Origin of the sequence: Nostoc sp. KVJ3 (genome assembly GCF_026127265.1) — a bacterium.
Classification (GTDB): domain Bacteria; phylum Cyanobacteriota; class Cyanobacteriia; order Cyanobacteriales; family Nostocaceae; genus Nostoc.
In genome coordinates, this window is the sequence record NZ_WWFG01000005.1 from 124,937 (window position 1) to 138,444 (window position 13,508).

At 41.1% G+C, this 13,508-nt stretch carries 13 protein-coding genes; 7 read left to right on the forward strand and 6 right to left on the reverse strand.

Annotated features, from left to right (window positions below; all coding sequences use genetic code 11):
- Positions 1–130: 130 nt before the first annotated feature.
- Both GTQ43_RS34815 and GTQ43_RS41935 read right to left on the reverse strand, forming a co-directional pair.
- Positions 131–472 carry a hypothetical protein gene (locus GTQ43_RS34815; RefSeq protein ID WP_321162544.1) on the reverse strand — a complete coding sequence of 114 codons (342 nt, stop codon included), beginning with the start codon at positions 470–472 and terminating at the stop codon, positions 131–133.
- Positions 414–605, reverse strand: a complete 192-nt coding sequence (locus GTQ43_RS41935) for an FAD-dependent oxidoreductase (protein WP_414859176.1) — start codon at positions 603–605, stop codon at positions 414–416. Before GTQ43_RS41935 ends, GTQ43_RS34815 begins: the two co-directional genes overlap by 59 nt.
- Positions 606–887: 282 nt before the next feature.
- On the opposite strand from GTQ43_RS41935, the gene GTQ43_RS34820 reads away from it, so the two are divergent.
- Entirely contained in the window at positions 888–1,241 is a 354-nt protein-coding gene (locus GTQ43_RS34820; protein ID WP_265277283.1) for a four-helix bundle copper-binding protein, read from the forward strand.
- A 445-nt stretch (positions 1,242–1,686) separates the two neighbouring features.
- On the opposite strand, the gene GTQ43_RS34825 is transcribed toward GTQ43_RS34820, so the two are convergent.
- Together GTQ43_RS34825 and GTQ43_RS34830 are read right to left on the reverse strand one after the other, a co-directional pair.
- Positions 1,687–1,962 carry a hypothetical protein gene (locus GTQ43_RS34825; RefSeq protein ID WP_265277284.1) on the reverse strand — a complete coding sequence of 92 codons (276 nt, stop codon included), beginning with the start codon at positions 1,960–1,962 and terminating at the stop codon, positions 1,687–1,689.
- Between the two features lie 243 nt (positions 1,963–2,205).
- Positions 2,206–3,666 carry an ISLre2 family transposase gene (locus GTQ43_RS34830; RefSeq protein WP_265276940.1) on the reverse strand — a complete coding sequence of 487 codons (1,461 nt, stop codon included), beginning with the start codon at positions 3,664–3,666 and terminating at the stop codon, positions 2,206–2,208.
- 426 nt (positions 3,667–4,092) lie between these two features.
- Here GTQ43_RS34830 and GTQ43_RS34835 point away from each other — a divergent pair.
- From GTQ43_RS34835 to GTQ43_RS34845, 3 genes are all read left to right on the forward strand, one after another.
- Positions 4,093–5,204, forward strand: a protein-coding gene (locus GTQ43_RS34835; protein WP_414859163.1) for an IS630 family transposase whose coding sequence is annotated in 2 segments (ribosomal slippage) — positions 4,093–4,513 and positions 4,513–5,204 — 1,113 coding nt in all. Because the reading frame shifts where the segments join, the coding sequence is not laid out codon by codon here.
- 30 nt (positions 5,205–5,234) lie between these two features.
- Positions 5,235–6,815: an IS1634 family transposase gene (locus GTQ43_RS34840; RefSeq protein WP_265277429.1), complete on the forward strand. Its 1,581-nt coding sequence runs from the start codon at positions 5,235–5,237 to the stop codon at positions 6,813–6,815.
- Positions 6,816–6,932: 117 nt separating this feature from the next.
- Entirely contained in the window at positions 6,933–7,178 is a 246-nt protein-coding gene (locus GTQ43_RS34845) for a hypothetical protein (protein WP_265277285.1), read from the forward strand.
- An 85-nt stretch (positions 7,179–7,263) separates the two neighbouring features.
- Here the strand turns inward: GTQ43_RS34845 and GTQ43_RS34850 are convergent, their stop codons facing one another.
- A complete protein-coding gene (locus GTQ43_RS34850; protein WP_265277286.1) occupies positions 7,264–7,716 on the reverse strand; it encodes a helix-turn-helix domain-containing protein in 453 nt (150 codons plus the stop codon).
- Between the two features lie 522 nt (positions 7,717–8,238).
- On the opposite strand from GTQ43_RS34850, the gene GTQ43_RS34855 reads away from it, so the two are divergent.
- Both GTQ43_RS34855 and GTQ43_RS34860 read left to right on the forward strand, forming a co-directional pair.
- Positions 8,239–9,423: a hypothetical protein gene (locus GTQ43_RS34855; protein ID WP_265277287.1), complete on the forward strand. Its 1,185-nt coding sequence runs from the start codon at positions 8,239–8,241 to the stop codon at positions 9,421–9,423.
- 560 nt (positions 9,424–9,983) lie between these two features.
- On the forward strand, positions 9,984–12,209 hold the full coding sequence (locus GTQ43_RS34860; RefSeq protein WP_265277288.1) for a hypothetical protein: 2,226 nt from the start codon (positions 9,984–9,986) through the stop codon (positions 12,207–12,209).
- A 329-nt stretch (positions 12,210–12,538) separates the two neighbouring features.
- Here GTQ43_RS34860 and GTQ43_RS34865 read toward each other — a convergent pair whose 3' ends face one another.
- A complete protein-coding gene (locus tag GTQ43_RS34865) occupies positions 12,539–12,838 on the reverse strand; it encodes a hypothetical protein (protein WP_265277289.1) in 300 nt (99 codons plus the stop codon).
- Positions 12,839–12,988: 150 nt separating this feature from the next.
- Between GTQ43_RS34865 and GTQ43_RS34870 the strand changes: the two genes are divergently transcribed.
- A complete protein-coding gene (locus GTQ43_RS34870) occupies positions 12,989–13,486 on the forward strand; it encodes a reverse transcriptase N-terminal domain-containing protein (RefSeq protein WP_265277290.1) in 498 nt (165 codons plus the stop codon).
- Positions 13,487–13,508 lie beyond the last annotated feature (22 nt).

The window sequence follows — 13,508 nt, forward strand, 5'->3', positions numbered from 1 at the left end:
ACTGGATATAGAAATTAGGCTTGAATTTTTATAGCTATACTAAGCCTCTAGGCTTTGTTAATTAAGCTTTGGACTAATCTGGATTTTCAGAAATCAAATACTAGTCCTATACTCTTGTCAGTAGCAAAAATTAGCGCAAGGTAAAAAACTCTTCCGCAGCTGAAGGATGAATACCAATTGTTGCATCAAAATCTTTTTTAGTGATACCTGTCCGAATAGCAAGTCCAAGACATTGAATAATCTCAGCAGCATATTCACCGACCATATGAGCACCGAGTACCCTGTCTGATTTGCTATCAACTACTAATTTAATCAGAGTTTTCTGTTCCGGTTCAGCAATCGTGTCGAAAAGAGGTTGAAACCTTTGGGAATAGCAGCGTATTGATTCTCCAAATTTTTCGCGTGCTTTAGCTTCAGTCAAGCCAACCGTAGCCGCTTCTGGTCGAGAAGAAAGTGCTGAGGGAATAGCCATGAATTACACATGTGCCACCTACCTGGTCGCGTTCAGAAATTAACACACGAGCACCATAACCAGCAGATTGTCTTGCTGCCGCAAGACCTCCAGGCCCTGCGCCAATTACAAAGAGGTCATAATCAAAGCTCATAAATTATTAACTCAGTTTTTAAGAACACTATATTTCCCTATATTTTTAGCTTTCCACACAGTGATGAAATTAATATGAAATCATTGGAATTTTAATTAAAAAATAGTTATGCATATTCAAATGAAATCAGCATGAAATTTCCTTATGTCATTAGTAATAAATATTTCTTGTGCCATTAGGTGGACGCAAGCAGATTAGTTATTTTTTAATCTGAGGGCGCAGAGGCATAAATACTGTCTCATGCGAAATTGATGATTTTGATTTTAAATCGGAGGTATAATTATGACCACAACCCAATCTCACCAATCCTTGCTTGAAAGTTGCATAGAGGCTTGCTTTGATTGCCTACGTGATTGCGAAAACTGTGCCGATGCCTGTTTAAGTGGCAACATGGTACAGATGATGGCTCAATGCATCAAGCTGTGTCGAGACTGTGCTGATACTTGCGCTTTGTGCGCCCGTTTCATGTCTCGCAATTCGGCTCTCCATGCTCAAATGTGCGGAATCTGTGCAGAAGCTTGCGATCGCTGTGCCAGTAAATGTGAAAAACACGATAGCGACCACTGCAAACGCTGTGCTGCATCTTGCCGTCGTTGCGCCGAGTCTTGTCACCAAATGGCTACAGCTATGGCGTAAGTATCTGTAATCGCTGACTGCTGGATTGCAAAATAATTATCAAATATAATACACCATGTATTACGTAGATGATTGGCTTGACTTTACCTCGTAATACATGGGATTTCTCAGAACCACTACCGAGTATTACACGGTATGAGCAGGAGATAAAGAAGCGATTAGCCCAGCTAGGGGTACAGCCGGGATACGTGCAAGTGCGATTCGTTTTGGAGAAACCCAGTTTTTTCTGGGGGGATTCCAGGCTTTAGTAGAGTAACCCTTCTGGGCTGAGTCCGCACTTTAATCCTCTACTGATGACAACTTGATATCCATGTAAGTGAGGTGACAACTGAGAAACCAATTCTTACTGCCCTGGTGCGGGGTTAAAAGCACATAAACTACCAATGATGGTAGCCCCTACGGAGAAGACTGACTATCTCTCTTCGTAAAGCGGGGATGAAAGCGGTTAATGGTGGTAATTGCTGAAAGCACCAACTGCAAGCAAGAATCTATGAGGAGAGTAAACGAAGTGTCGTTGAGCCATCGTCAAATCTCGCCAAGGAATATAAGCTTGTGTTTCGGACACACCTTGGGTTGGAAATAACCGACAAGGGGTTTGGACTGCCAGTATCTTGCGACCGAGGCAGCGTACCTCCTTGACCCCCGGTGGATAGACACCCTCTAAAGATTCAAAACAATGGATATCAGGAACGAAATAACCCGAATTATAGTTCGGGAGCAATGCGATTTTGTGAGGTCGGACAAAAAAAGTGCGATCGCTAAAAATTATATTTCAGTACGGAGTTGTTTTATTTACAAATAGAATACTGCTTTGCACGAGAATTCATCTTGATGATATATCTCAAAAAGATTGCTAGTAAGTCATTTGACGATTATTTCCTAAAATATCTATACTAAGTCTTTAATACTTAGTGTCAATTACAGCAAGCAATAGCTAAAGATGACAACTCAAGTATAAAATTAATCAAGCAGTTTGAGGTTTAATAAAGGAATTAAAGATAGAACTACAAAAAATATCCCAACTTTGAGCTATCCATTGACAACGCAGATGTAAGATAATTTCTGCATTTTCTTTCAACCAAAATTTACTATTACCCTTGATTCTTAAGTTGATAACTTGACGGATTAAACTCTCAATTGCCCCACTACCTATTGGTAGTTTTTGGTCTAGTATCTTAGCGTAATTTAAACGCCTTTCACGATAGGCACGTAAAAGGTAATTTCTCTGTATTACCATAGTTTTACAACGCTCTCCCGTGGCTTCAAAGATAAATTCATCCATCTGCCTAATTATGGTCATGGCATTACTTTTTTTTAAAGTTCTCCGTGCTTTTTTGAACCAATTATTTCGCTCACTATCATCACTAAACGCTACATCAGCAAATTTCTGTAGCCGCTCAGTAACATGGTAAAAATCAAATAATTGATAAGTCGCATCGGGAGATTTCAATTTCTTTAAAAGAGGGGGAATATGCTTCCAAATCCATTCTGCACCGTCAGCAATTAATAAAACTTGTTTTGCTTGACTAATTCCCAAACTAATCAGATGCATTTCTAAAATTGGTAAAAATCCTTTATAGTCTTCATAAGTGCCATCATTTACAATCTTTATTTCGCCATTTCTAACTTTTTTACCTTGTTCATCAACCACATAAATTGTTAATAATTTTGGCTCAACCCATTCCCCTGTAAAGCCGTGCTTGTTTGTTTTGAGATTTTTTCTACCTTTTTTATTAATCCTAATTCTACTCCTGCCACCATCTACAGCAATTACAACTCTCTGGTCTTTAAGTATATTCCCATCAGGTAAATTACCTTGTTGCAAGTTAGATATTTTAGTTTGACGTAAATCAATGCCGATTTGACCAAATTTATATGTCAATCGTTCAATTCGTTTAAGACTAATATTAATTCCCCAATCACTCAGGATTGTATGTGCAGCTTCAAAAGAACTAGCTATGGCACCATATTTTGTAATATCTGACCAAACTAATGGGGTCAAGCCTTCTGACATTCCTAACCATTTTAACAAGGGACAAAATCCAACATTACGAGATTTACTCTTCGCTTTTTTTTCTCTTTTTTGAACAACGTATGGTAATTTAAGACTTACTACAACATTACCTACTGTTAATATTTCCCTCTTCGTATAACCGTGTCTTTGCGTGTCGGTATGCCACCATCCTTTGGTTTGATTAATTGCTGTTTGATGAGCCGACTCTGATTGAGAAAGCTTATGCAATAATATGCCGATACATTGGCCTGCTAAAACTAACGCAGCCTGTCTAATTGTTTCTTCTCTTTCTTTAACTATTCTTCCAGACCATTCCTCGATATTTTTCAACTCTAAAAGTTTCGTCACATCCTCTTTAAAATCTGATAATGAATCGGCAAAATTTAGATTTGCATATATGTTTTTCTTCATAAAAGTAGGTACTTCCTATTTCAAAACTATTCTTGAAAGGAAATTTTACCTTTTTTATAGTCGCAACAATGTACAGAAACCTCGTTTTTAGCACAGGTTGTGTCTTCTAACGAATATTACTCAGGTTATTGTATTAAATATTTAGTATATACGTAAGATGTTATTAGCGATCGCTCTCCAGGTGGGGTCATCTCACAAAATCGCATTGCTCCCGTTGGTTGCAAATAATCCTGGCTCAGTTGCATTTAACCGACATTCCGCTATTTGGAGAGACCGTTAAAGAATTAAAATAGGGTCAAACTAAATAGAGACAAAGAGGAGGGAGTTATCAGTGCAGAAATGAGGGTGCAGAATCTAGTAGTCTGCCAAGGTAACTTTGCTAAGTAAAACCTCTAATTGGTAAAATAACCAAAAACGGGGTGTGGTATGGCCAAAAAGTACATTGTTGACTTGAATGAAGATGAAGTTTCTCAGCTACAGGCAATAATTAAAAAAGGTAAGCACAAAGCAAGAACTATAACCCGTGCAAACATTCTTCTGATGGCAACTGATAGAGAAAGGGATCAAGCGATCGCTAGCATAGTTAGAGCGCATGTTGCAACAGTGCAACGAATACGAGAAAAATTTGTCATTGGTGGGTTAGATTTTGCTTTAAAGGATGAAGTTCATCCACCAAAACCTAAAAAATTAGATGAAAAGCAAGAAGCATTTTTGATTGCAACGGCTTGTTCTAAGCCGCCAGAAGGGAGAGTGCGTTGGACAATGCAATTATTAGCGGATCACTTAGTAAACCTTGGGATAATAGATTCAATTTCCGACGAAACAATACGTCAAACTCTAAAAAAAACGAAATTAAACCGTGGTTAAAAGAACAGTGGTGTATTCCCGAAGTTAACGCAGAGTATGTATTCAGAATGGAGGATGTGTTGGATTTATATAATGAGCCTTATGATCCTAAACGCCCTGTAGTCTGCTTTGATGAACGTCCCTACCAATTAGTAGAAGAAGTAAGACTTCCTTTACCACCAGAGCCGGAGCAGCCTGAACGTTATGATTTCGAGTATAAGCGTAACGGGACAGTCAATTTATTTGCATGTTTTCAACCCTTGGCTGGATGGCGGCATATCGAAGTTACAGAACGTCGAACTAAAGCCGATTTTGCTCTTCAAATGAAAAAGTTAGTAGATATTGATTATCAAGATGCTGATATTATTCGTTTAGTAGTTGATAACCTAAATATTCATACTCCCAGCGCGTTATATGAAGTTTTTCCACCAGAAGAAGCACGTCGAATTATTCAAAAATTAGAGTTTCACTATACTCCTAAACACGCTTCTTGGTTAAATCAAGTAGAAATTGAATTATCTGTTTTATCTCGCCAATGTTTAGAACGGCGTATTCCTAATGCAGAAACATTAACTTCTGAGATTGCTGCTTGGGAGAAACAACGTAATCAACAAAAAGCCAGTGTCTATTGGGGTTTCCAAACCAAAGATGCTCGTCGAAAAATGCAGCGTTTATACCCGGATTTAACTTAGCAAAGTTGGCTTGGTAGACTACTAGACCACCTGGGAATAGTCGCAGGGCTAATAGATGAGATCGGAATAGTAGAGCAGTTGAATAAAAAATTAGGCGTAGACCCGCGAGAAAAAGTAAGCAGTGGCGTAATTGTCAAAGCCATGCTGCTGAACGGACTAGGGTTTGTATCAGCGCCACTATATATGTTTGAAAAATTCTTTGATGGCAAAGCCACAGAGCATCTATTAGGAGAGGGAATCAAGGCAGAGAACCTAAATGATGACCGACTGGGAGACGTATTAGATAAACTGTACGAAAAGGGACTCAGCGAGATATTTCTAGGAATCAGTCTTCAGGCAGCGCAGAAATTTGAAGTCAAAGTAGAAACCGCCCATCTGGATGCAACATCATTCCACCTCGATGGGAAATACGAAAGCAAGGAGGAAAGCTTAGAGCCAGAAGCAATCGAAATCACCTATGGCTACTCCAGAGACCATCGCCCCGACCTCAAGCAGTTTGTGATGAACCTGATATGTGTAGGTGATGGGGACATACCAGTATTGATGGAAATCGCCAACGGCAACCAAGCAGACAAAGCCAGATTTGCTGGACTCCTGCAAGAATTTAGAGAGCAGTGGACATTTGAAGGTCTGTGTGTGGCGGATGGGGCACTATACAGTGCAGACAATCTCAAAGCAATGGCTGGGCTGAAATGGTTAACGCGAGTTCCCTTGAGCATCAAGCAAGCAGCAGCCCTAGTGGATCAAAAGACACAATTGCAAAAAAGTCAGATTCAAGGGTACACAATCGCGGAATCTAGCAGTGAATATGGAGAAGTCAGTCAGCGCTGGCTGCTGATTGAGAGTGAGCAAAGGCGGAAGTCAGACCTCGAAAAGCTCTCAAAAAAGATTGAACACAAGCAAAAGACTTGCCAGCAGGAGCTACAGATGCTCTCTACCCAGGATTTTGCTTGTGCAGCCGATGCTCTAGCGGCAGCAGAGAAACTATCTGCAAAAATGGTATGGCATCAACTCTCAGGCATTGAAATAGTGGAGAAACGGCACTATGACAGAGCGGGTAAGCCAGCTAAAGATGTAGTACCCAAGTGCATCAGCTATCGGGTAGCTGCCACTATTATCGCTGCGGATGATGAGATTTCTGCTCAACGTACCCGATGTGGGCGATTCATCCTGGCGACGAATGTCTTAGACTCCACACACTTGAGCGCCGATGACGCATTACGACAATACAAAGGTCAACAGGGTGTTGAACGGGGCTTTCGCTTTCTTAAAGACCCTCTATTTTTCGCCTCTAGCGTTTTTCTTAAATCTCCACAAAGGGTGGCAGCCTTGGGAATGATCATGGCTCTGTGCCTGCTAGTTTACAACTTGGGTCAGCGACAACTTCGACAGACTCTTGCTCAACTTGCAGAAACCATTGCTAATCAATTGGGCAAGCCTATTGCCACTCCGACTTTACGTTGGGTTTTTCAGTGTTTTATGGCTGTTCATCTTGTGGTTTTTCAGGGTCTACCACAAATCATCAACTTGACTCAACAGCGACAACATATATTGCGATTCTTCAGCACCGCGTGTCGTCGCTACTACCTTATTCCTGAGCCAGATTCTTAATTATTTCTCCACTCTCCGAAGAGCGGAATATAGGATTTAATCCTGGCTGAAGCACAATTATAGTTGCAGATAATCCTGGTTTGTAAATGTCTTGATTGCAGGTTTGAGCGATTAGTATTGCAGGTCGCTACAACTAGGTTTGCGGATGAAGCCAGACAACTTGTGCTAGTAGACGTTACCGAAGAGAGGAAGAAGCTTTTGGGTTTAGGCGCGCGGAAGCTGCGACAGTTCTGTAAGGAACGCCAGATTCAAGGCTATTCTACCGTCTACAACCGTAAAAAACTCGATGGACTCGTTGACTTTCTGATCGCACAACAAGTGACTTCTGCTCAAGTAGTCGAGTTTGTGGAAATGCTTGCTTAGAGTTTGATGAAAAGCTTCGGTAAAAATTGGGATTTCAAAACTACTTCCTTGATATAGGATGGTGCTTGCTTGATAATTCCTTCTATTAAGTTAGGGCTTCCAAGATGCGTCCTATACTTCTTGGCGATAATGTCGGTAATCCCCTCCGAGTAGCTTCCTCAGCTACCTGCGTATGGTAATGGTGCTTTGAACGACTGGGTTTCCGGTTCTTGCTCCATTCGCTGATTTCGACGATTTTGCTCGCCTCTGTACTTTTGCACTTCTTAGGTCTACCGACGTTGACACCTAATACCTCGTTAGCTTTTGCGATCGCCGACTCCTGGGTTTCTGACAAGATGGTACTTGATGTCCATCTTTTTTTCCACTTTGCTATTGATTTTTCAGTTACGCCAATCTCTTGGGCTAAGGCTACATATTTTTTGCCTTCGTTTAGTCCCAGCAGAATTTTCGCTCTTTTGCTAACTTCATCGCTGCTGGTCGCTGCTATGTGCTCTAGTGCTTGCTTTTCAATAGAATTTAGTATCTGAAGACGAGGCATCTAAAATTTACCCCTCTTTACGGTACAATTTTGCCAAATGGAATGAAGCCTGATATACTTTTTTTGTAGAGTCCATTTTTCCTAAAGATTCACTCAAAGCCCTGTTTGCACCAGGGCTTTGAGAAAAAAAACAAGCCCACCTGTTACTAGAACAGGACGGAATTTTGTTTTGTCAATTTAGTTATCTAGAGCCATCATATCATGAGTTTACACAGTTTTACAAATCTTTCTTCGGATAGATGCTTTTTGTGCCAATATCAGTGCCTTAAATATCTCTTCAGTTGTATTAGTTGTCAATGGGTTGAGAATAATAGTTACTGCGGGAGAAAATCTCTCAAAGAGAATCTTCTGGTAGGTAATTTTTGGTATTTACAAGAATTAATTATTTTTTAAAATAATCAATTTTCCCAAGGGATAGAAGCGCTGCAAATGTTGCTGTATAGGTTTTTCCTGCTTGATTTTTGGGATTTTCACTTCTTGAAATTATCTTTTGACTGACAATTTGTGAACCGGAGTATAAATATGTCTCTTGTGCAGAATCCGGCAATCGTATATATTTCGCCTGCGGAGTTGGTTGTTCATCCGAAGCTGATAGAAATATATGGTGAGAATGAGGATCGTCCGGCTTTAGAAAAAAGTATCTCGGAAAAAGGGATTCTTGAATCTTTGAAGGTATCTGCACGTACTGGTGTGAATGTGGTATTGGCAGGTAAGTGTCGTTTGCAGATAGCTCGCAAGCTCTTAATTTCCTCTGTGAAAGTTGAATTTGTTGAGTCTAACTCGCCTGAAGAAGATTTGAAACTAGTGCTTGACTTTAATCTCCATCGCGAAGGCGGGAAGACTCATTACCAGAAATTTCACGAGGGGCAGTACTGGGAGAGCGTACTTCGTCCACAAGCGAAAGAAAGACAAAGGGAGAGTGCTCGTCGTTTGAATGAATCGAAGTGTTCAAATTTGAATCATTCGATAAATGAGAATAAGTCTCAATTAAAGAAGGGTAAACCCGTGATTCGGGAGGTTTCGGAGAATCTAAATATAAGCGTTGGTAGTTATCACAAGGGCAAGAAAGTTTTTGAATTAATTTCTCAATTACGAGAAATGGAAAAATTTAAGGCAGTTGTTGCACTGGAGATGGAATTTAACCGGAGTATTGATGCAGCGTACAAGTTTGTTTGCAATCAAGATATCTGTTACCAGGTGATAGACCTTCTGGAGGCAGATGAGATAGGTAGTATAGGCGATGGTATTGCTTGGATGCTGAATGGCGAGCGCAATCCGTTTCGACGTTTCCAGCTTGACCAAGTATATCAATTCAAAAAGAGACTGCGGCCCGAATTGGAAATTGTGGGACGGGTTATTGATATAACTAATGAGTTTGTTGTGTTTGGATTGAGGAATTTAGGGAATATGAGCCTAGAAATTGTGAATCTACGTCCGCGACAAATTGATGCAGAATTGCAGGATGAACCATCTGCATCACAGAGGAAGAGAATATTTCACTTAATGCAAAAGTTTAGTGATGTTTTCCCAGTTCAAGTGTCTTTGGCGGAGTTGTTGAAACTTCCCAATTTAACTGATAAAGAGGAGGTTTTATTGCGGATGTATGAGTCTGACGTATTTGAAAAAACTTGGGAAGATTATAAGACCCAAATGAAAGCAATGGAAGTATCTACAAATAGAAAAAAGGATAAGATTTGTGCTGCATAGTTAGCTGTGGGCTGCTAATTTAGTAGAGAATTTGTCCCACAATTTAACATTACTTACTAGATTAGCATCTCAATACTAATTGCAATACGAGTTCACTATTGTGGGTGCTGAACTCGTATCAAGATATTTGACTGTTTTTTGTTTTTAAACTCGGTGGTGGAGTATGAGTAATTTCATCTTCACCAGTTGTACTAATAAGAGCCAATGTGGAGTGACGCTTGTGAGTGTTACTAGCTTTGCATTGTTATCCCAAAACTAAGAATGTCGATTTAGTGACAACTTCGCTCGAACTGCCTCATTTAAATAATAACCAAAAAAAAAGTTGGGTAGTCGCATTGTTGTTGGTGAAGCGTGTTGGACTAAATCTTAGCCTAAGCCTACGTATGTCTAAGCCTAAACAAGTATAAACCTTTGTTTGCTTTCAACCACGAGACGATTACCAGTCGCCTCCAACAAGCGGATAACCAACCGCTTAAACATAAAAATTTCAAATTTAGGCTAACACATTTTGACCAACAGCGAGACTACCTGATGCACAAAAATCATCAGGACAGTCATTCATGTACCAAGAAAGTTTCTCTTCAGATGTCGATAACAAGCCCCAATTAAGCTTTTCACAGCCTTCAAAAAAGAAAATCAAACCCCACCTGCCCGCAGAATCCGTGGGCAAACGCTACGTAGAGCGCTTTTGGCATCCATTTGGGGCGATAGTTGCACCTTCTACTAAAGAAGGTGCAAAACCAGCATGGCGCACTATTGATTATTATCTCCAACCCTCCCAACTGTGGAACCTGCACCAAGACAAGTCGAAACTAGTAGGTCTGCGCTTTAACGACACAACTCGTTACGCCACAATCGATTTAGACTTAGAAGGCGACTACCATAACATTGAATCCATAAATCGCATCAAAGCGGTGCTAGAGGACATCGGCATAGTCGATATCATCATCCTCCAGTCCAGTTTTAGTGGTGGATATCACCTGATCCTAACCTTTGCTTCCTCCCTGCCCACCTTTCCTCTAGCCTGCGCCCTAGAGATTACCTTGAGGAATGCAGGTTTTATCCTGCGCCAAGGACACCTAGAAATCTTCCCCAATACCAAACCATATAGTGCCAAACAAATAACCAACTACAAAGCCATCCGTTGCCCCATGCAACCGGGTAGCGGGTCATTTTTACTTAATGACGACTTACAACCAATTAGTGACTCAGTTTCTATCTTCCTCGATTATTGCGATCGCGCGGCAAGTCGGCAAGATTTAACTAAATTAAAACGGGTAGCGAACAAAGCCAAAAAACAAATTTCACGGGAGAGATATCGCAAGCAAGAATCTGCTGACGTTGTACAGTGGCGTGCCAACTGGGAAGAAATCATCAGCACAGGCTGGACAGGAAAAGGACAAACAAACACCCTCCTACAAATCTTCGTAGGGTACGGAATCGTCTTTTTAGACTTAGAGAGTGATAAATTAGTCGAATTTTGCCTTACTACCGCAATTAACGCCCCAGGCTACAGCCAATATTGCCGACACCAACACGAAATCGAAGCGAGAGTGCGGCATTGGGTAGAATCCACAATTCGCAATAAATGGTACAGCGCCTACATTAGTTATCCCGAAAGGTTGTTGGGTACATTCGCCAACACATTTGCAGAAGCCATAGCAGGCATTAAGAGCATTGATAAACCCAAAGACAACGTAATCCCATTTGACCGTCGTAAGCAACAGAACTGGGAACGCAGCCAAAAAGCTCAACAACGTATCCAGTTAGTGGTAAGGGCAATAGAGTGGGATAGAGGCTTACCAGCAGGGCCTACTGAACGAGGAAAAGCGATACGTGCTGAGTACAAGCGCCGCTTTCACAAAACTATCTCACAAGAGACACTACAAAAGCACTTGCATTTATGGCATCCTACACGCTACATCTTAGATCCTTGGGCAGAAAATAGCTCAAACTCTTATCAATCAAGCAATGACGTGCAATTTAATAGTTTTCAAAACTCATTTGTAAAACAGAGTGCTAAAAACCCTTACCAAAAGCAAAGTGACGGTCATTTTTACTATATGAAGGTTTTTTGTAAATGCTTACCTCCTGCTGCCGATGCCCCTACAGGGCAGTTGGCAGCCGCAAGTTTTGAAGAAGTTGCTGAGTCTCAAGGAGAATTTTTTGTACCACAGGTACAAGATGAATCTGAAGAAATTAATATTAATTCCGAAGAATTGAATTTATTGCAACCAAAGAATCTGTCTTTAACTTCAGGTGTCAATAATTCTGATAATTCATTAGTTTCTTCAAATATTATACAACTGGCTGAAAATCTTAATGAAAGTACTTTAGATAAGAATTTTAAATACCTTTCTAACCCTAGCACGGTTGAAAATTACAATAATAAAAACTTATTAATCAATTCTGTCAGTATTCCACCTACTGCACCTACACCTGCAATTGTGCTGCCTGAAGCGTCACAAAAAGCCGAAGTTAGCGAGCAAAGTACATCTTCAGGCGATTCAGCAACAACTCTCGCTTTGTCAGAATTGAAGAATCTGACTAAGTTGCGACTCCAAGCAGCATCCCACGCCAAACGTGTAGCTAGAGAGTACTGCCTAATTGCGCGATGCTTAATTGGGGGCAAAGAACGCGAAAGACTGGAGCAGAGTGCCAAAATGCAATTTTATCTCGATTCAGGTAACAAAACTCTAATTGCAGAAGCTAACGAGTGGGCAGCTGCCAATCCTGGGTGTCTACCGTTTTCGTTGGAGTTGGCGTTTCAAGAAGGTGAGACGTGATGGCTGAATGGCATACATTCCATTCCTGTTCCAATGCTACTCACGGGCGTAGCTGGGGTACAGCCGGGATACGTGCAAGTGCGATTCGTTTTGGAGAAACCCAGTTTTTTCTGGGGGGATTCCAGGCTTTAGTAGAGTAACCCTTCTGGGCTGAGTCCGCACTTTAATCCTCTACTGATGACAACTTGATATCCATGTAAGTGAGGTGACAACTGAGAAACCAATTCTTACTGCCCTGGTGCGGGGTTAAAAGCACATAAACTACCAATGATGGTAGCCCCTACGGAGAAGACTGACTATCTCTCTTCGTAAAGCGGGGATGAAAGCGGTTAATGGTGGTAATTGCTGAAAGCACCAACTGCAAGCAAGAATCTATGAGGAGAGTAAACGAAGTGTCGTTGAGCCATCGTCAAATCTCGCCAAGGAATATAAGCTTGTGTTTCGGACACACCTTGGGTTGGAAATAACCGACAAGGGGTTTGGACTGCCAGTATCTTGCGACCGAGGCAGCGTACCTCCTTGACCCCCGGTGGATAGACACCCTCTAAAGATTCAAAACAATGGATATCAGGAACGAAATAACCCGAATTATAGTTCCTACAGCGGTCGATAGGTAGGTAGGCAGTCAAGCTAATAGCTGTATTTGGGAGGGATGGGTTAAGAAGCAAATGCCTAGACCGAAGTAACGGTCAAAGCCTGAAAAGGGATGGAGTAATGTCCGGGATAAGCAGACGTAACCCGCAATGTGTCTGGATATAGGGGTGTAAATAGCAGTGAATATGCCTAAATCAGATTCAATATTGGATACTGAGGGATGGAAGACTATTGACTGGCGACAAGCCGAGCGATATGTCTTTAAATTGCAAAAACGCATTTATGCCGCTTCACGTTGTGGTGATATTCAACGAGTTCGCAAACTCCAGAAAACCTTAATGAGGTCTTGGTCGAATCGGGTATTAGCGGTAAGACGGGTAACACAAGATAATCAGGGGAAAAAGACCGCAGGAGTGGATGGTATTAAATCATTATCCCCAGCAGCGCGTTTTGAACTGGCAAAAGGTCTATTCGTTAACGGTAAATCCAAACCTACACGTAGAATATGGATACCAAAACCAGGAAAAACCGAACTTAGACCACTCTCGATACCCACTATTTTTGACCGTGCCCTACAAGCGGTAGTAAAAGCTACCCTTGAGCCAGAATGGGAGGCTCGTTTTGAGCCATCAACCTGGGGTAAATATAAGACACTGTTGGCGAAATATTGCTTAACATTGTAAAGATGAAAAAATCAACCATTTT